This is a genomic window from Natrarchaeobius oligotrophus, assembly GCF_003841465.1.
GTDB lineage: Archaea > Halobacteriota > Halobacteria > Halobacteriales > Natrialbaceae > Natrarchaeobius > Natrarchaeobius oligotrophus.
The window spans coordinates 384,805-402,608 of sequence record NZ_REFZ01000001.1 but is presented as its reverse complement, the minus strand read 5'-3'; the positions used below and the strand labels follow the sequence as shown (position 1 = coordinate 402,608).

Below are 17,804 nucleotides of genomic sequence, written 5' to 3'. Positions count from 1 at the left end.
CGAGGCCGTCCGGACGGATAGCCGTCACGATTCCACGCCGGATCTGCGTGTCGGCTCGTCTCACTGTCGGAGAGTGACACACAAGACACATAGTCGTCGATACCGTCGAATCGACCGATGAAGCAGTGGCTCCGCCAGCGCGTCGACGCTGCTTACGAACGCCTGCTCTCGCGAGAGATATCCGGTGCGCCGACCCACGTCGCAGTGATCCAGGACGGTAACCGTCGGTACGCCCGTCGACGCGGCGGGGACGCCCACGACGGCCACCGCGCGGGTGCCGAAACGACCGAACGCATCCTCGAGTGGTGCCAGGACGTCGGCGTCGAGGAGCTGACGCTCTATACGTTCTCTACGGAGAACTTCGATCGACCGGCCGAGGAAAACGAGCCGCTTTTCGATCTGCTCTGTGAGAAACTCAGGGAGTTCGCCGACGCCGACCGCGTCCACGAGAACGAAGTCTCCATTCGGGCGATCGGCGAGACGGCGCGACTGCCCGACCGCGTCACGGAAGCGGTCGCCTACGCGGAAGCGCAAACCGCCGACTACGATCGGTTCGTCCTCAACATCGCGCTCGCCTACGGCGGCCGCTCGCGGCTGCTCGAGGCGACGCGGGGGGTCGCAACCGACGTCGACTCTGGAGAGATCGAACCCGAGGAAATCGACGTCGAAACGATCGAAAACCGGCTGTACGACCAACCCGTTCGGGACGTCGATCTGATCATCCGAACCGGCGGCGACGAGCGAACCTCGAACTTCCTGCCGTGGCACGCGAACGGCAACGAGGCGGCGGTCTTTTTCTGTACGCCCTACTGGCCGGAGTTCTCGAAGACCGACTTCCTGCGCGGTATTCGGACCTACGAACACCGCGAGGAATCCTGGCGACGGACCCGCGCCCGCCGTGCGCTCGCCTTGCTCGCCGCCGTGAGCGAGCCGGACCTTCCGGAGGCCCGGTCCGTCGTCGAGCGCTTTCGCGACTCGCTGCCGACCGCCGAGCGCTCCGACCTCGAGGAGATCGAACGCGCTGACGGGGCCGATGACGCCGGCACGTCCGCGGGACAGAGCGTCGACGGCCTCGACTCGGGCGGGCGGGCGGCCGACTGACGGACGAGACGAGCGGAGATCTCGGGGCGCGTTCTCCGCTAGAGAATCAGCAACAGCACGCCGTAGCCGACCGATCCCGCAGCGAAGGGCCAGAACCGGCTCTCGCGGGTCCGGGGTAGTTCGTCCTTGATCGCGTTGAAGACGATGCCGCCGGTCAGCAACGCCAGGAGGGTCGCGAACGCGACGTCACCGATCGCATAGAGTGCGCCGGCGGCCGCGCCGACGACGACCGAGCCCGCGAGGATCCACTTGCCGAATCGGGCGTACAGCTCGCGGTGGTGTTGCTCCATTGCCTCGTCGTTGCCGAACAGGTGCAGCGCCATCGCGACTCCGAACAGCGCGACGTTGTCCGCACCCGTCTCCCCGCGGACGAGCGCGTAGCCGATGAACGCGTTGTAGACGGCGAAGCTGCCGACGTGGACCCAGAAGATCGGGTCCTCGGAGAGCGGTTCCAGCCGGCGGTCGACCTCGCGGTCCCGCGAGACCGTCGCCAGCCGCTCGAGGCCGTAAAACAGCGCTAGCCCGACGAACGCGATCGCGTAGACGTGGTGGGCCGCGAGCGACCAGACGAGCACCGAGACGCCCTCGAGGGCGTCCCGACGCTCGTCGAGTTCGGGAAACAGGTGGACGAACGCGTAGACGATCGAGACGCCGCCGGTCAGCGAGAGCAGGTATCGTCGCGGGAGGCCCGCGGAATCCGGGAGTTCGTCGGGCAGGAGGTGGACGACCGTGACGGCCGCGACGAGGATCGCGACGAGCACCGTTTCGGAGTCGACCGGCGGCGCGAAGGCAGCGAACATCGTCCGTCGTACCTGATCCGTCACCGCGGAGACGCCCCTCGTTTTCGCTGCACGTGCCGGGTCGGTGTCGTCCGACCGCTCGTTCCGGGGAACGGCGTTACTGGCTTCGGATCCTCCGCCGTCGCCGACCCGGCCGAACGGGACTCGAGTGGCGAACCGATCGACCGGCCCGGATGTCGGATCTCACCGGCCGAATCGGCGCGACCGATTGCAGTACTCCCGTACCGCTCGGAGAAAGTCCCGCTTGCGGAAGTCCCGCCAGTTGACGTCGGTGAAGTACAGCTCCGAGTAGACCGACTGCCAGATCATGAAATCCGAGAGTCGTTCGGCCCCGGTCTTGATGACGAGATCGGGTTCGGCCGGAAAGACGAGGTGCTCTTCGACCCGTTCGTCGTCGATCTCCTCCGGTGCGAGTTCGCCCTCGTCGACGCTCTCGGCGAGCGTCTGAACGGCGCTCGTGAACTCGTGTTTGCCGCCGAGTCCGATCCCGATCTGGATCGGCGCGTCGGCCCGGGTTCGGTCGTCGGGTCCGCGAACCGCGACCTCCCGCGGCGCGTCGAGGCCCTCGAGTTCGCGGCGCAGCGTCGGCACCGCCTCGGTGTCGAGGACGCTCACGTAGACGGTCACCCTGGACGCGTACTCGAACGCCCAGGCGAAACAGTCGACGAGCGTCTCGTAGGCTCCGGCCTCGAGGAGGTCGCGTTCGGTGATGACGAGTGCGACGTGGTCGGGCGGATCGGCCTCGTGGCGACGAATTCGACGTGCGAGATACCGTTCGTACAGTCCCACGGATTCGAGTTCCAGATCCGATACTATACAGGTTACGGGACGACGACTCGGTTCGTTCGATTCGAACGAACCGTCGGTAGAGTGGCCACATCGAACGAAATAGGCGATGGAGCGGGTTCGGGAACCTTCAAGTAACCCCCACAGAAAGACACCGGTATCGTGACAACACCCGTCCGGCGAGCCGTCGTCTTCGCGGCACTCTGTACGCTCTCGCTCGCCGTACCGCTGTTCGGACCGACGGTCGGAGCCGTCCTGGCGGGAGCGACGTTGCTCGGTGCGTTCGCCGTGACCGACGGGCCCCTGTTCGACCTCCTCGCCTACCCCGGCGACTACGAGGACGGTCGGCTCTACGGACTGATCACGTTCGTCCTCGCCGGGATCGCGCTCGGACTCGTCGCCGTGTCGACATCTATGTCGATCGCGGTGTTCGTCGGCACCGTCCTGCTGGTCGGCTACGGCAACGTCGCCGAGCAGTTCGCCCGATCACGGATCGACCACGAAGTCGCCGTCGTCACCGTCTTCTGTCTGGTCGCGACGGCGGCGGGAATCGCCGGACAGGCCGGAACGCTCGCGATCGCGGGCGTCGACCTCGCCCCCCTCGTGCCGTCGATCGTCTTTCTCGCCGCGAGCGGAGCTCTCCTCGCGGCCCTGCTTCGAGACGTGCTGTTGCTGTACGACGACCCGGTCGTGATGCTCTCGGTCGGATTCCTGCTGTGGCTGCTCGCGGAGCTCGAGCCCGCGATCGGCCAGTTCGAGATCGTCGGCGCACTCGCCGTCACGATCGCACTCGGGTACGCGTCGTACGCTCTCGATACGGCGTCGATCGCGGGCATGTTGACCGGCGTGTTGCTCGGGCTGGTGACGATCGTGCTGGGCGGGTACGGCTGGTTCGTCGTGCTCATCGCCTTCTTCGCGCTCGGCGGCCTCTCGACGAAGTTCAGGTACGACCGAAAGGAAGACCTCGGCGTCGCCGAGGACAACAACGGCGCTCGCGGAACGGGCAACGTCCTCGGCAACGCCGCCGTCGCCCTCGCCGCCGTCCTCGGCTACGCCGCCAGTTCGGCCGGCCTCCTCCCCGCCAGCCTCGATCCGGCGCTGTTTCTGTTCGCGTTCGCTGGCTCCGTGGCCACCGCGATGAGCGACACGCTCTCGAGCGAGATCGGCAGCGTCTTCGAGAAACCCCGGCTGATTACGACGCTCGAGCCCGTCGAGCCGGGAACCGACGGCGGCGTCACCTGGCAGGGCGAGATCGCCGGCCTCGCGGGTGCGGCGATCGTCGCCGCCATCTCCTACGTGCTGTTTCCCGAGGTCGACGCCGTCGGCGCTGGCGTCATCGTCGCCGCCGGCTTCGTCGGCATGACCGTCGACAGCCTCCTCGGTGCGACGCTCGAGGGGAGCGTCCTCGGCAATCAGGGCGTCAACTTCCTGGCGACGCTCTCGGGGGCGCTCGTCTGTGCGCTGCTCGTCCTCTCGTTCGCCGTACTCGGCTGAGCCGTCACTCCGGCGGTTCGTCGGCGACGTCGTCGATCGCGTGAATTCGGACGCCGGTCGGCCGCTTGGTGAACTGGCCGAGCGAACGCGCCACGATCCGACCGACGCCGCGGTCTGCGGCCAGATCCAGCAGGCGCTGGCTGAGGATCCCGTCGAGGACCACCGTTTCCGGAACCGACTCGAGCCCCGCGAGCGTGTCGTAGGCCTCGCTGGCTGCGGCCTCCTCGATCGCGCTCCCGTCGTCGCCGACGAACCGGACGCGGTCGGTCCCCCCGCGGACGATCTCGGCCGCGTGCTCGTAGACGGTTTCCGGCTCGGACGTCACCTCGGGTTCGTCGGCGAGGTCGGTACTCGTCGGCGATTCCCCGCGCTCGTCAGCGTGCGCACTCGGGCTCGGGTCCGCGGCGACCGGCCCGTTCGTGCGGTCGTCGACGGCGTCGGCCGTCGAGGCCGCACCGGATCGCGTTAGGGGGGGTGCCGGCGTCGCGCTGCCGTCGGTCGCGGCGACGACCTCGCGGGGTTCGTTCGATCCCGAGACGCTGTCGTAGGGCACCTTGTTTCGCAACGCGGCGAACAGCTGGTGGTGGTCGAGTTCCTCGACGGACTCGCCCGACGGGGCGAAGGCCACGTAATCCACGTCGCCGACCTGCGAGAGCTCCTCGAGGATGAGGTCGCCGCCGCGGTCGCCGTCGAGGAAGGCGGTGACGGTTCGGTGGCGGGTGAGTTCGGCGACCGCGTCGGGAACGTTCGTCCCCTCGACGGCGATGGCGTTTTTGACGCCGTACTTGAGCAGCGTGAGCACGTCGGATCGTCCCTCGACGATGATGATCGCGTCGCTGTCGGTCACGCGCGGACCGGCGGGGAGTCCCTCGTACTCGGTGACGTCCTCGACGCGAACGTGCTGGCGAACCTCCGTGAGGATCTCTTCGGAGGACATCACGGTGTCGTCGAACCCCGTCCGAAGGAGTTCCTTCGCGCGGTCGACGACCTCCTTGCGTTTGGCCGCGCGGACGTCTTCGATCTCGGTCACCTCGAGGTCGGCGCGACAGGGGCCGACGCGGGTGATCGTCTCGAGCGAGGCGGCGAGCGTGGCGGTTTCGACTTTGTCGAGGCTGGTCGCGATGGTGAGGTGGCCGCGTGAGTTTCCGTTGGTGCTCGCGATTTCGACGTCGATGCGGCCGACTTTCTGCGACTGGCGGAGATCGCGGAGATCGAGTTCGTCGCCGAGCAGACCCTCGGTCTGCCCGAAAATCGCGCCGACAACGTCGCTCCGCTCGACGACCCCGTCGGCCGCGACGTCTGCGTGAATGAGGTATTTCGTCGTATCTTCCATGGGAGATCTGTCCCCGGGGAGGGGCGGTGACGCGGAACCCGCGCACAGAGACCGGTTACGTAGAAATTGGGTCGTGAGTGGCAAATAGCTGTTGACCTCGGAGGGCGAAGTCGGCCGCGAGGTCGGAAACCGCGCGGCGCTCGAGCGGACGAACGGAAGGCGGTCGCCGTTCGAACGACCGACGCCGGACGATCAGTACACCGGGCGGTACCAGTACCAGTACGCCGTCACTGCGAGCAAGACGACCAGTCCGCCGAGAAAGAACAGCAACCCGGGCGGCAGCGTCGTCATCGCGTCAACGGCCTCGGTGCCGCCGTCCGCGCTCGGATCGACGGCGTAGGGTTCGGCCGAATCGTCGGCTCTCGCCCCCTCGAGTTCGACGTCGTCCGCCGCGTCCAGATCCGCCGCGTCGGAGTCGTCGACGGCCTCGTCGTCGACCGCTTCCGGCTCCTCGACGGGTTCGTCGCCCGCTGTGTCGTCCACGTCGTCGTCGGCTTCGAGGTCGTCCACGGCGTCGTCGTCGGGTTCATCGGCGTCTTCCTCCTCCTCGACGCCGGCCATCCCCGGCTCCGTCTCGGCGTCGGGTTCCTCGTCGGGGGCGTCAACCGGATCGTCTGCCGCGTCGTCGCCGACCAGGTAGTCGTCGTCCGGATCGTCGGCCGCCGTCGGCGTCGGTTCCTCGGCGGTCGACGGTGTCGCGTCCTCGGTCGTCCCCACGGCCGCTGGATCGAGCCAGCGGCCGACGCCGTACTGAACCAGAAGGCTCCCGCCGGCGAGCGCGCCGATCCCGCCGATCAGCCGCGAAATCGCCGTCTTCAGCTGACTCGCCGTCGACTCGTCGCTCGTCACGATCAGCGGTCCGTCCGTCGTCGCGTAGACGCTCATCTCGTTGCCGCGCGAGGAGTACCACGTGTCGACGACCTCGACGAGTCCGGCCTCCTCCAGGTTCTCGAGGTGGTAGCGGACGTTCTGGATCGAGGAGTCGATGGCGTCGGCGACGTCACTGGGCGTTCCAGGTTCCTCGTCGAGTCGCGCGTAGATCCGTCGGGCCGTCGTCGACGAGAGGGCGCTGAACACTGCGTCGGCGTCCTCGCCCTCGAGATCGACGACGCGGGGTTGCCCGTCCCGGGCGGTCGTCTCGGAGCGGAAGGGAAACAGACGGGCCATGTCAGGATACTGTACACTCTCTGTCCGACCCCTATACGCTTTTTCCTACGTGAAAGAGCGATTTTACCTACCGATAACCGGCCGGAGCGGACTGCAATGGGGTTGAAGACCGAAATTCTTCAATTGTGGGCGTCGAACAGCAAGAGTTACACACGGCCCGTTCCGACCACCGGTATGCGCAGTCGCCGACTCGTCTGGATCGCGGTCGGGATCGTACTCTGCGGACTCGCGATTCCGTGGTTCCTGTGGGGCGACGGGACGGTCGTCGCCGGCCTCCCGCTGTGGCTGTGGTGGCACGTCGGCTGGATGGTGCTGGCGTCGGCCGTCTTCTGGCTGTTTGCAACCCGCGCCTGGGGGATCGGCATCGAAACCGATTCGACGTCGGCCCCGACGGGCGGCGAAACGGATCGACGGTCGGTTCGATCCGGCGGTGATCAACCGTGACGCTCACGCTGCAGGTCGGGATCATCGTCGGCTACCTCCTGCTCGCGCTCGCGATCGGACTCGTCGCCTACCGGATGACCGATCGGACCGCCGAGGACTTCTACCTCGCGAGTCGGACGTTCGGAACGATCGTCCTCCTCTTTACGACGTTCGCGACCCTGCTGTCGGCGTTTACGTTCTTCGCCGGCCCGAACGTCGCCTACCACGAAGGGCCCGAGTGGGTGCTCGTGATGGGGCTGATGGACGGCATCATCTTCGCGATTCTCTGGTACGTCATCGGCTACAAACAGTGGCTGCTCGGGCAGCGATACGAGTACGTCACGCTCGGGGAGATGCTCGGCGATCGATTCGCCTCGAGGCGGCTCCGGGGCGTCGTCGCCGGCGTGAGCCTGCTCTGGCTGTTCCCGTACGTGATGCTCCAGCAGGTCGGCGCGGGCACCGCCCTCCAGGCGTTGACCGAGGGAGCCGTCCCCTACGCCGTCGGAGCCGGGCTGATCACGGCGTTCATGATCCTCTACGTCGTCGTCGCCGGGATGCGCGGAATCGCCTGGACCGACACCCTCCAGGGAGCGTTCATGCTCGTGACGACCTGGGTGGCGATGATCTGGGTGCTCGCCGTCGTCGGCGGACCGGGGGCGGCGACCGCGGCGCTCGAGGCCGAGGCGGCACAGCACCTCGCGCTGGGGAGCGACCACTACACGGTCCAGTGGATGCTCTCGACGGCGATCGTGATCGGTTTCGGCGTGGCGATGTTTCCGCAGGTGAACCAGCGCTTTTTCGCGGCGGGATCGCGCACGGTGTTGAAGCGATCATTCGCGCTCTGGCCGATCCTCTGTGTTCTGCTGTTCATCCCGTCGTTCATGCTGGGCGCGTGGGCCCGCGGACTCGACGTCGCGGTCCCGGAGGGCGGGAACGTCCTCCCGGCGGTGCTGGCGGCGTTTACGCCGGGCTGGTTCGCCGCGCTGGTCATCGCCGGGGCGATGGCCGCGATGATGTCCTCGTCGGACTCGATGCTGCTGTCGGGCTCGTCGTACTTCACGCGGGATCTCTACCGGCCGTTCGTCGATCGGAGTCTCTCCGAGCGTCGCGAAGACCTGCTCGCGCGCGTCGGGGTCGTCATCTTCGCCACCGCCGCGCTCGGCGCGAGCCTTCTCACCCCCGCGACACTGTTCGAACTCGGGGACGCGGCGTTCAGCGGATTCGCACAGCTCGCCCTGCCCGTGCTGATCGCGCTCTACTGGCGGAAGACGACGCGAGCCGGGATCACGGCGGGAATCCTCGCCAGCCAGCTGTTTTACCTGACGACCCTGTTCGTCGGCTCGGTCGTCGCGGCGATCGAACTGGTCGGGTCGGTCCTCGGCGAGCTCGCGCTGGTCGGACCGGTCGTCGCCGGCCTCGAGCCGACGCTAATCCTCCTGGTGACGACCGTCTTCCGCGATGCGTACCTCGGCTGGACGGCGGGTCTCGTCGGGATGGGGCTCGGGCTCGTCGTCACCGTCGGCGTCTCGCTGGTCACGACGCCGGCGGCCGAGGAGCGACGGACGATTTACTTCGACGGGCTGAGTGCGGACTGATCCGTTTCAGTTCGGTCGAAGCGTCTCGAACAATCCTCCCGTCGTGGGGCTGTCGGTCCACTCGATCGTCGGCCCACTCGACCCCCGACGATCGTACCCGTCACGCCGAACCGTCGCCGACCGCCACATCGAAAAGCGACGGCCGCCTATCCGCGTGCGATGACCCACCTGCCGGAGTCGCTCGCCGACTCGTGGCGAGTCTCTGGACGCCAGTCCGGAGAGACGAGCGTCCTCCTCGCGACGATCTCCGCCGAGACGACGCTGTACGAACCGACCGACCCCGCGATCGAGGCGAGCGGGCAGAACGAGTTTCCCCCGCGATCGTTGTTCATCGTGGATCTGACGTTCTCGCCGTCGCTGTCGTCCGTCGGCGTCTCGCCGGCCGCGTTTCGTTCGAGGGCGGCCGACGAGGCCGGCACGCAGTTCGTCGACTTACTCGAGAACCGCGGCGCGAGCGTCGCGGGCAAACGGGACGAACTCGAGTTCGAGGGGCCGAACGGCGCGGCGGGACGCTGGCGGATCTACGACGTTACCTTCCCGATCGGCCGGTACGGACGTGACGGGGGCGGGGCCGTGCCATCCGCCGGCGAAACGGACGATCCGTCCGCGGCCGACTCGAGCGAGCGGATCGCCGGAAACCGCGGCGGGTCCGCGGACGACGGCGACCGAATTCGGGCGGAGGCCCACGTCGCCGTCTGGCCGACCGACCACACCTACGGCGTCGCCGGCGGAACCCTTCCGCTCGAGGAACCGATCCGGGAGGCGACCGAGGCGACGCTCGCGATCGATCCGGAGCGCGACCGCGAGACGATCTCGGAGTTCGTCGGAAACGTGGAGATCGGCGGCGGTGACGGCCCGGACGACGACTGACTCCGGGCGGGCTCGGGGACAGGAGAGCGACGATTCGCGACGGGGTCCCTACTCGAAGCGGGCCTCGAGCAGACGTTCGACGTACTTCGCGAGGACGTCGACCTCGAGGTGGACCGGATCGCCGGGCGACTTCTCCGAGAGCGTCGTCAGTTCGTAGGTCGTGGGGATGATCGCGACGGTGACGCGGCCGTCCGACTCGAGGTCCGCGACGGTCAGGCTGATTCCGTCGAGAGTGATCGATCCCTTCTCGACGACGTAGCGGTCGTACCCCGACGGCAGTTCGAACGCGAAGAACCAGTCTTCGTCCACCGATTCAACGCTCGAAACCGTCGCGACCGCGTCGACGTGGCCCTGGACGACGTGGCCGTCGAAACGACCGTCCGCCGGCATCGCCCGCTCTAAGTTGACCGCGTCGCCGACCGCGAGTTCCCCGAGGTACGTCCGGTCGACGGTTTCGGTCGCGAGAAAGACCTCGAACCACTCGCCCTCCGCGTACCGTTCGACGGTGAGACACGCGCCGCTGACGCTGATGCTCTGGCCGCGCTCCAGTCCGGTGGCGATCTCGTCCGCCCGAACGCGGAGTCGAAGTCCGTCCGCGGTCCTGTCGCGGGCGACGATCTCGCCCGTCTCCTCGACGATTCCCGTGAACATACGAAATCCTGACGACGCGGTGCTAAAGGCGTTCCGAGTCCGACATGGATCACGGTTCCGTGACGACGATCCCTTCGACACCGCGGCGGTCGCCGCGTTTTTGCCCCTGCCCGCGCTACGGGAGAGGGATGGGTATCATCGACACGATCAAGCTTGCGGGCGTTCTCGTCTTCGCGATTCCGGCCGCCCTCGCCGGCCTCGAGTTCCTGCTCGTTCGGGGCGAGCCGGTGACCGGCGCGATCCTCCTCGGATTGTCGATCGCGCTCGTCGTCGTCCAACGCCGGCTCAGTCTCCCGAGTCCACGCGAGGTCGTCGCGAGCCGTCTCACGGGATCGGTCGACGCGAACGAACCGTCGGACGCCGACGAGCGCTGAGCGGCGCGCGCGAACCTGTCGACGCCGCAGTAGCCGAGGGAGGATATTTACTCGTGGGCCCTGTGGAACCGCCGATGGTAGACGGTGAGTGGATACGACAGTCCGTCCGGAATCGCGTCGAGTTCTCCGACGGCTCGGTCGAGCGGACGGGCGCTCAGCGAATCAAACGGTGGGTGCTCTTCGAGGGCGACCGCGAGCACGTCGCGATCTCGTTGCTCGCGAGCGTCTTCGCCGTGTTGCTCGTGATGGGCGGCGTCTGGCCGATCGAGTACCAGGAGTTGCTCTCGGAGACGACGGTGGTCCAGACCGTGTTCAACACGCTCCTGAGCGGAACGATCCTGCTCGTGTCGATCGTCGTCTCGATCGCCGCCGTGGGTATCTCCCAGGAGCTCACGTCGCTCGGTGATCAGACCCGCCGACTCGAGACGACGATCGACTTCCAGGGCCGGATCGAGGAGGAGGGAACCGTCGAGGTGAGTCCGGCGCGCCCGGGACAGTTCACCGCGGTCGTCCTCCGGTCGATCAAAGACCGCGCCGACGAGCTACAGCGACTCGAAAGCGGCACGAGCGAGGGCTACCGCGAGGAGCTCGACCGCCTTCGGTCCGACATCCACGAAAATACGGAGGAAGTACTGCGGACGCTCGCGCTCGTCCCGAACGGCTCGAGCGACGAGCTCCTCACGGGGTTGAACTACGATTCGTCCTGGCAGCTCTACCAGTCGCGGCGGATCCTCACCGAGTACGACGATCAACTCGGTGCCCAAGAGCGCGAGATCGTCGAGGAGATCATGGACACGCTACGGACGCTGATGGTCTGTCGTGAGTACTTCAAGACGCTTTATTACAAACTCGAGCTCTCGAATCTCTCGACGACGCTGCTGACCGTCTCGCTCCCGATCATCGTGTTCAACACGTACGTGTTACTCGCGCTCGACAGCGGGCTCTTTCCGACCGTTACCGTCCTCGGCTACACGCCGCTGTCGGTGTTTATCAGCCTCGCGTACACGATTTCGCTCGCGCCGTACGCCGTCCTCACCTCGTACGTCTTCCGCGCGGCGACCGTGACCAAGCTAACGCCCGAGGAGGGTCCGTTCGTCCTCGACGAGGAGCGCACGACGGCGTACGATCGTAACGACGCCGGTAGCTGATACGGTCTGTCGTGCGGACGACCGGAGACCGCCGGACGACGGTTCGTGTGAATCGCCGTAGGCCCGACTACTCGAGCAGGTTCTCGGGAACGAGCGATCGCGACGGCGCGTCGAGTCGGTCGGCGTTCTCCTCGCGTTTCGAGACGACGTCGGCCAGTCGAATCCATCGGTCGTCGTCGACGCGAACCGCCGCCTCGAGGCGGACGAGACTGCCCGGCCCGATCTCGTCGCCCCCGTCGATCGGTCGTTCGCGGGGCTCGAGCCCGATTCCCGACGCCCGCGTTTCGATCGGGCCGTCCTCGCCGAACGCCCGGATTTCGGCCTCGAGGTCGGCCTCGACGGCGGTGACGGACTCGGTTCCGGCGGCGAGCATCGTTCGAGCCGACCGGAACGCCTGGGTGATCGCCACGTGGGCGCGTCGTTCCCGGCCGCCGTCGCTCTCGACGACCAGCGTTCGAACGAGGCCGCCGCGATAGCCGTCGGGACCGCGCGGGGCGACCGCGAGAACGATCGGCTCGCCCGGCCGGAGAACGCCGTCGGAACCGGGCTCGACGACGGTGGTTCCAGCGGGGTACGCCCCGGCCGCGACGATCGCTTCGTCGATCGCGCGGTCGAGGCGACGGGGCGTCAGCTCCCGGCCGTCGAGGACGAGTCGACGACCGCCGGCCGCCGAGCCGTCCCCGGTCGACGCGCCGTCCGCGATCGCCGCGTCGGCGAGCAACGCGGCCGCGCGTCGAACTCCAGCGCCGGCCGCCCGCTGAACGCTCTCGATCCGGTCACGTTCGGCGTCCGTCTTCGTCGCCCGTGCGCGCTCGAGGACATCGCTCGAGGCGAGCGAAAGGCCCCGATCCTCGAGGTAGAGCGCGGCGTCGTGTGGAACGTACGCCGGAGTCAGCACGGTTTCACCTGTCACTCGGTCGGCGAGGTCGGCCGCGAGCCGATCCGCGGGACGGCCGTCGTCGGAGCGGGACCGATCGGACGAGCGAACGAGCCAGTCGTCGCCGTCGTAGGCGACGGCGGAGCTCGCTCGATCCGCGCCGACCGCCACCGGAGCGCGTTCGGACGCGGCGAGACAGTACGCCACGGCCGGCTCGTCCGCCGATCCGGCGTGGACGAACGCCGAGGCGTTTCGATCCTCGAGTTCGACCGAGAGGATCGCCTCGAGGTGCGTGCGGACGGCGGGGGGACCGTCGCCGCGGGAGGCCGGCCCGTCGGTCACGGCGCTTCGGCTTCGACCTCGGGACCGTCGGGCTGTTGGGCCTGCTCGACGAGCTCCTCGAGATCCGTCTCGGTGATCCGGTTGTTGAGCAGGACGTCGATCGGAAGCGTCGGTGCGCCGTCGACCAGATTCTCAAGGAGGACGAGGCGTTCGCGGGCCCGGGACATGCCGACGTAGAAGACTCGGCGCTCGTTGTCCGTGAGCACGGGAACGGGCGACGTCGTCTTCGTGAACTCCTCGCCGTTGGGTCCGGTCACGGCACCGTCCGTGCCGCCGTCGCTCGGGACGTCGTTCGTCTCTCGATCCTCGATGGTCGCGACCATCTGCTCGACGACCTTCTCGGTGAGGTCGGTCGCGACGACGACGTGATCGGCTTCCCGACCCTTGGCGGAGTGAATGGTGCCGACGCGGACGCGATCGGTGTCCATCCCCGCGTACTCGCCGATCGCGAAGTACGCCCGGACGCTCTTTTTCTGGAAGTTGGTCACCTTTCGGACCATGTCGGACGCCGACGCGGGGCCCGGCATAAACGGCGCGTGGTCCTCGACGACCGCCGCGGGAACCGTCAGTTCCTGGAGGTCGTCGATACCGGCCTCCTCCTGGAGATCGTCGATCGCGTCGAAGAGGTCGTCGCGCTCGTTGCTGCCGAACGCGGACTCCTGGAGCATGTCCGCCAGCCGGCGGGCCTGGAGACCGGTGACGTCCTCGCCGGCGTCGATCGCCTCGACGGCGCGGACGTACTGGGTGAGCCGGTCGGTCCACATCCGCTGGTCGGTCAGGGCGGTAAATGGTACGCCCTCGGTGATGAACTCGTCGATGAACTGGAACATCTGGTAGCGCGCCCGGAACAGGACCATGATCGTCCCGTCGCCGGCGGCGAGGGTTCGACGGACCAACCTGACGAGATCGAGCATCGAGGCGTTCCGGTGAGCTTCGACCGAACCACCCTCCTTGCGCGGGTTGAGATCCTTGTCCTGGCGGTGGTCGATGTGACGGATCTCCCGGTTGACCGCGTTGAGTACGTTCGACGGCAGGCGGTAAGAGTTCGGAAGAATAACGTCCTCGTCGACCTCCTCGTCGAGCAAGAGCGCGGGATCGGCACCCTGCCAGGAGTAGACGACCTGATCGTCGTCGCCGGCGATTAGCACCTCCGTCATGTGCGGTTTCCACTCCTCGTAGACGTCGTACTGGAGGGTGGTAATGTCCTGGAACTCGTCGATCACCAGGTAGTCGACGTTCGGCAGCAGCGACCGCTGCTTGACGCGCTCGAGCATGTCCGCGAAGCCGATCTTCCCCTGTTCGCCCTTGTACGTGCGCCAGGCGCGGATCGCTTCGGGAACGTCGATCCGGTCGTCGTCGCTGGGCCAGGTCGGCGTGTACTTGTTGCCCTCCTGTGCGTTGGGGTCGATCTCCGGCGGGAGCCGAACCTCCTCGACGTCCCACTGGAAGGGAACGTCGTACCAGTCGGAAACCTCCCGGCGCGTCCGCTGGAGCCACTGGCTCGTGGCGATGATCTTGTTACCGATCGTCGTCGACCGTGCGGTCCGGCGACCGGCACCGCTGTACTCGTCTTCGAACTCGAGGCCGTAGTTATCACAGAACTCCTCCTTGTCGGATTCGCCGATAACGTCGCCGCGGGAGAGATCGAGAAGATCGTACGCTTTCGCGTGCATCGTACAGACGTTGCCCTGTAGCGCTCGTGGGCTCTCGTCGAGGCGATCGGCGAGTCGTTCGCGAACCTCCTGTGCGGCAGCCCGCGTGTACGAAACGACGAGGATGTCCCGGAACGTAACGCCATCCTGCTCTAAGATCTCTTCGACGTGGTCGAGAAGCGCTGTCGTCTTCCCGCTTCCCGGACCACCGAACAGCCGGGTCACCTTCGTCTCCGTAGTAGCCATTATAGCTGTTCAGGGGCGCGATACCCATAAGTGACGTGGGTTTTCGTTGATACGCTCGACGTCGAAACGGACGCTCACGGATTTCGCGGCGAGCGGGCCGTTCGAACGTCCGCGCCGTCGCGAATCTTGTCCTCACAGTCGGGACAGACGCGGGGATCGTCGACGTCACTGGGGGTGAACACGCGGGCGTACGCGTCCGTCACGAACGAGCCACAGTTCTGGCATGTCGGCATTGATATCTCCGATATTGTGTTGGGAAGTAAGGGGATATAATTGTATCGCACGTCGGACGTTGAAAATAGTCGACTGTGCGAGCGACGGATCGTACCGATCGGACGAATCTCCCGTCGAAAAGGCGGCTCCTCGAGACGTTAGGCCGTCGGTTCCCACCCGCAGACGGTACAGGTCGTGGCGGACGTCTCGTGGAGGCCGCCACAGTCGGGACACTGCTTTTTGTTATACTCTCGTTCCCACCCGACACGTTCGACGGTGTGACCGCGGTCAGTGAGGAATTGGTCGAAAACGTCGTCGTCGGCACCGTTGGGTGAGGATGCCATAGGTATGGTATCGCACAGCACAGTATTAAATCGTTGGGTCGCCGGAAACGCTGCCGGAATCGTGGTCCATAGTAACACGACCGGGTGTGTAGGAACACGATCGGGTGCATACTAACACGATCGGAGGGCGGACAGCTTCCGTTACCCCGTCGCCGACGGCTCGTCGTCTCCGGGCCTCGTCGACCGAACCGCGGATTTTTCTCGGTCTCGATCCAACGTCACGTATGAGCGATTTGCGCCTCGACGCGACCCAGCTCGATCGCTACTCGAGACACGTGATCATGGACGAGATCGGTCCGGAGGGACAGAAGCGACTGCTCGACGGCTCCGTTCTCGTCGTCGGGGCGGGCGGGCTCGGATCGCCGGCGATCCAGTACCTCGCGGCCGCCGGCATCGGCCGACTCGGTATCGTCGACGACGACGCCGTCGAGCGATCGAACCTCCAGCGTCAGATCGTCCACGGCGACGGCGACGTCGGCCGCCCGAAAGTCGAGAGCGCGGCCGACTACGTCGCGGCGTTGAACCCCGACGTCGACGTCGAGACCCACGAGCATCGGCTCGCGCCGGAGAACGTCGACGAACTGGTCGCCGACTACGACGTCGTCCTCGACGCCAGCGACAACTTCGCGACGCGGTACCTGCTCAACGACCACTGCGTGCTCACCGAGACGCCGCTCTCTCACGGCGCGATCTACCGGTTCGAAGGACAGGTGACGACGTTCACCAACGACCGAAGCGACGGGGCGGACTCGACGGCCGATCGACCGTGTTACCGCTGTCTCTTTCCCGAGGCTCCGGAGCCCGGCACCGTCCCCGACTGTGCGACGACCGGCGTCCTCGGCGTCCTCCCCGGCACCGTCGGCTGCATCCAGGCCACCGAGGTCGTCAAGTACCTCCTCGAGAAGGGCGAACTGCTCGAGGGCCGACTCCTCATGTACGACGCGATGGACATGACCTTCGAGACGGTCGAGATGCGATCGAATCCGGCGTGTCCCGTCTGCGGCGACGACCCCGCCATCGACTCCGTCGACGACGTGAGCTACGAGGGAACCTGTTCGCTCACCGCGGACTGATCTCGAGGCGGCGGTGGAACGCAGCGGCTCGTCCAGTCGCCCTGAAAAACGGTGGTCGAGTCCTCCCGCAGTTGGTGCAGTCCTCCCGCAGCTGGTGCAGTTCTCCCGCAGTCGGTGCAATCGAGAGCCGGCGAGCGCGCCGCCGGTCGATGCAATGAACACGCTCGCGGCCGAAGCCGTCCCCATGACATCCGAGGTAGTCGAACTGACCCGCGACCTCGTGGCGATCCCGAGCCACGAGGACGAGACGCTCGCGGGCAACTACGTCGAGGAGTGGCTGGACCGCGAGACCGACGCTGACGTGACGCGAGACGGCGCGGGCAACGTGATCGCCCGCCGCGGTTCCGGCGGGGAGACGCTCGCGCTCGTCGGCCACCACGACGTCGTCGAGCCGGCACCGCCCCAACGGATCGCAGACACTGGAAAGTACGTCGTCGAACGTCGCGGCGATCGCCTCTACGGGCGCGGGGCGGCGGACATGAAAGGGGCCGTCGCGGCCGCGATGGTCGCCTTCCGCGACGTCGATCCGGCCGGCGAACTCGTCTTCGCGAGCTTCGTCGGCGAGGAGGTCGGCGGCGTCGGCGCGCGCCACGCCATCGACGAGGGATTCGCACCCGACTACGCCGTCGTCGGGGAGGGATCGACGAACTACTCCGGCCCGGACGTCACGGACGTCGTCGTCGCCCACAAGGGACGTCGCGGGAGCACGATCGTCGCCAGCGGCGCGGCCGCCCACGCGAGCGAGGTCGATGCGGGGGAGAACGCCATCTACCGTGCGACCGACGTCGTCTCGCTGGTCCGGGGCATCGAGCCGCCGTCGCTCGAGGTCGCGGGGGAGACGATCGAGGGGAGCGTCGTCGTCACCGAGATCGAGGGCGGGACGGCGATGAACGTTGTCCCCGCCCGCTGTGAACTGACCGTCGACGAACGGACGGTGCCGGGCGAGCGAGCGCCGCTCGAGCGCGTCGAATCGATCGAGGGCGTCGAGTGGATCGTCGATCAGGATCTCCCGCCGATGCGCTGCGACGACGACGCCTTCGCTGACACCGTCCTGGACGCCGCGGACGCCGCCCAGTCTGGATCGCCGTCGCTCGTGACGAAACCCCACGCGACCGACGCTGGATGGCTCTCGGCGGCGGGCACCGAGTGCGTCGTCTGTGGTCCCTCCGAGCCGGGCGAGGCACACACCGACGACGAGAGCGTCTCGGTGACCGTCCTCGAGCGGTGCTCCGAGACGTACCGGCGCGTGGCCGAACGCTGGCCGCGGTAATCTCCGGCTCGCGAGGTGATTCTGTCGGGGTCCGAAAGGCGGCCA

General features: G+C 67.1%; 18 protein-coding genes. 9 read left to right on the top strand and 9 right to left on the bottom strand.

The annotated features are described in order from the left end of the window. Positions 1-117: 117 nt before the first annotated feature. Complete coding sequence (gene uppS, locus EA472_RS02025; protein ID WP_124189840.1) at positions 118-1,101, top strand: polyprenyl diphosphate synthase; 984 nt, start codon at positions 118-120, stop codon at positions 1,099-1,101. Positions 1,102-1,139: 38 nt separating this feature from the next. Here uppS and EA472_RS02020 read toward each other — a convergent pair whose 3' ends face one another. Next, positions 1,140-1,925 carry a hypothetical protein gene (locus EA472_RS02020; RefSeq protein ID WP_343205497.1) on the bottom strand — a complete coding sequence of 262 codons (786 nt, stop codon included), beginning with the start codon at positions 1,923-1,925 and terminating at the stop codon, positions 1,140-1,142. Positions 1,926-2,084: 159 nt separating this feature from the next. Next, positions 2,085-2,690 (bottom strand): undecaprenyl diphosphate synthase family protein, encoded by a 606-nt coding sequence (locus tag EA472_RS02015; RefSeq protein WP_124189838.1) that lies wholly within the window; start codon positions 2,688-2,690, stop codon positions 2,085-2,087. 159 nt (positions 2,691-2,849) lie between these two features. Here EA472_RS02015 and EA472_RS02010 point away from each other — a divergent pair, with 159 nt between their 5' ends. Next, complete coding sequence (locus EA472_RS02010) at positions 2,850-4,181, top strand: DUF92 domain-containing protein (protein ID WP_124189837.1); 1,332 nt, start codon at positions 2,850-2,852, stop codon at positions 4,179-4,181. 4 nt (positions 4,182-4,185) lie between these two features. On the opposite strand, the gene dnaG is transcribed toward EA472_RS02010, so the two are convergent. Together dnaG and EA472_RS02000 are read right to left on the bottom strand one after the other, a co-directional pair. After that, on the bottom strand, positions 4,186-5,514 hold the full coding sequence (dnaG, locus tag EA472_RS02005) for a DNA primase DnaG (RefSeq protein WP_124189836.1): 1,329 nt from the start codon (positions 5,512-5,514) through the stop codon (positions 4,186-4,188). Positions 5,515-5,706: 192 nt separating this feature from the next. Beyond that, positions 5,707-6,681, bottom strand: coding sequence for an ArsR/SmtB family transcription factor (locus EA472_RS02000; protein WP_124189835.1), 975 nt, complete (start codon positions 6,679-6,681; stop codon positions 5,707-5,709). Between the two features lie 174 nt (positions 6,682-6,855). Here EA472_RS02000 and EA472_RS01995 point away from each other — a divergent pair, with 174 nt between their 5' ends. The 3 genes from EA472_RS01995 (at position 6,856) to EA472_RS01985 (ending at position 9,569) form a co-directional block, all read left to right on the top strand. Next, positions 6,856-7,125, top strand: a complete 270-nt coding sequence (locus EA472_RS01995; protein ID WP_124189834.1) for a DUF3311 domain-containing protein — start codon at positions 6,856-6,858, stop codon at positions 7,123-7,125. Then, positions 7,122-8,699 carry a sodium:solute symporter family protein gene (locus tag EA472_RS01990; RefSeq protein ID WP_124189833.1) on the top strand — a complete coding sequence of 526 codons (1,578 nt, stop codon included), beginning with the start codon at positions 7,122-7,124 and terminating at the stop codon, positions 8,697-8,699. Before EA472_RS01995 ends, EA472_RS01990 begins: the two co-directional genes overlap by 4 nt. A gap of 159 nt (positions 8,700-8,858) precedes the next feature. After that, positions 8,859-9,569, top strand: a complete 711-nt coding sequence (locus tag EA472_RS01985; protein ID WP_124189832.1) for a hypothetical protein — start codon at positions 8,859-8,861, stop codon at positions 9,567-9,569. Positions 9,570-9,617: 48 nt separating this feature from the next. On the opposite strand, the gene EA472_RS01980 is transcribed toward EA472_RS01985, so the two are convergent. Then, positions 9,618-10,220, bottom strand: coding sequence for a riboflavin synthase (locus EA472_RS01980; protein ID WP_124189831.1), 603 nt, complete (start codon positions 10,218-10,220; stop codon positions 9,618-9,620). A gap of 128 nt (positions 10,221-10,348) precedes the next feature. On the opposite strand from EA472_RS01980, the gene EA472_RS01975 reads away from it, so the two are divergent. Together EA472_RS01975 and EA472_RS01970 are read left to right on the top strand one after the other, a co-directional pair. Next, the gene (locus tag EA472_RS01975; RefSeq protein WP_124189830.1) at positions 10,349-10,594 is read left to right on the top strand and encodes a DUF7533 family protein; all 246 of its coding nucleotides are present in this window, start codon (positions 10,349-10,351) and stop codon (positions 10,592-10,594) included. Between the two features lie 74 nt (positions 10,595-10,668). Further along, complete coding sequence (locus tag EA472_RS01970) at positions 10,669-11,742, top strand: hypothetical protein (protein ID WP_124189829.1); 1,074 nt, start codon at positions 10,669-10,671, stop codon at positions 11,740-11,742. Between the two features lie 67 nt (positions 11,743-11,809). Here EA472_RS01970 and EA472_RS01965 read toward each other — a convergent pair whose 3' ends face one another. The 4 genes from EA472_RS01965 to EA472_RS01955 all read right to left on the bottom strand — a co-directional run bounded on the left by EA472_RS01965 (position 11,810) and on the right by EA472_RS01955 (position 15,416). Next, entirely contained in the window at positions 11,810-12,961 is a 1,152-nt protein-coding gene (locus EA472_RS01965) for a M24 family metallopeptidase (RefSeq protein ID WP_124189828.1), read from the bottom strand. After that, on the bottom strand, positions 12,958-14,859 hold the full coding sequence (locus tag EA472_RS01960) for a UvrD-helicase domain-containing protein (RefSeq protein WP_124189827.1): 1,902 nt from the start codon (positions 14,857-14,859) through the stop codon (positions 12,958-12,960). Before EA472_RS01960 ends, EA472_RS01965 begins: the two co-directional genes overlap by 4 nt. Positions 14,860-14,933: 74 nt before the next feature. Next, entirely contained in the window at positions 14,934-15,092 is a 159-nt protein-coding gene (locus EA472_RS22330) for a DUF7563 family protein (RefSeq protein WP_165874792.1), read from the bottom strand. Positions 15,093-15,230: 138 nt separating this feature from the next. Continuing rightward, positions 15,231-15,416 (bottom strand): HVO_0416 family zinc finger protein, encoded by a 186-nt coding sequence (locus tag EA472_RS01955; protein ID WP_124189826.1) that lies wholly within the window; start codon positions 15,414-15,416, stop codon positions 15,231-15,233. A gap of 224 nt (positions 15,417-15,640) precedes the next feature. Here EA472_RS01955 and ubaA point away from each other — a divergent pair, with 224 nt between their 5' ends. Then, positions 15,641-16,489, top strand: a complete 849-nt coding sequence (ubaA, locus tag EA472_RS01950; RefSeq protein WP_124189825.1) for an SAMP-activating enzyme E1 — start codon at positions 15,641-15,643, stop codon at positions 16,487-16,489. A gap of 184 nt (positions 16,490-16,673) precedes the next feature. After that, positions 16,674-17,759: a M20 family metallopeptidase gene (locus EA472_RS01945; RefSeq protein ID WP_124189824.1), complete on the top strand. Its 1,086-nt coding sequence runs from the start codon at positions 16,674-16,676 to the stop codon at positions 17,757-17,759. Positions 17,760-17,804 lie beyond the last annotated feature (45 nt).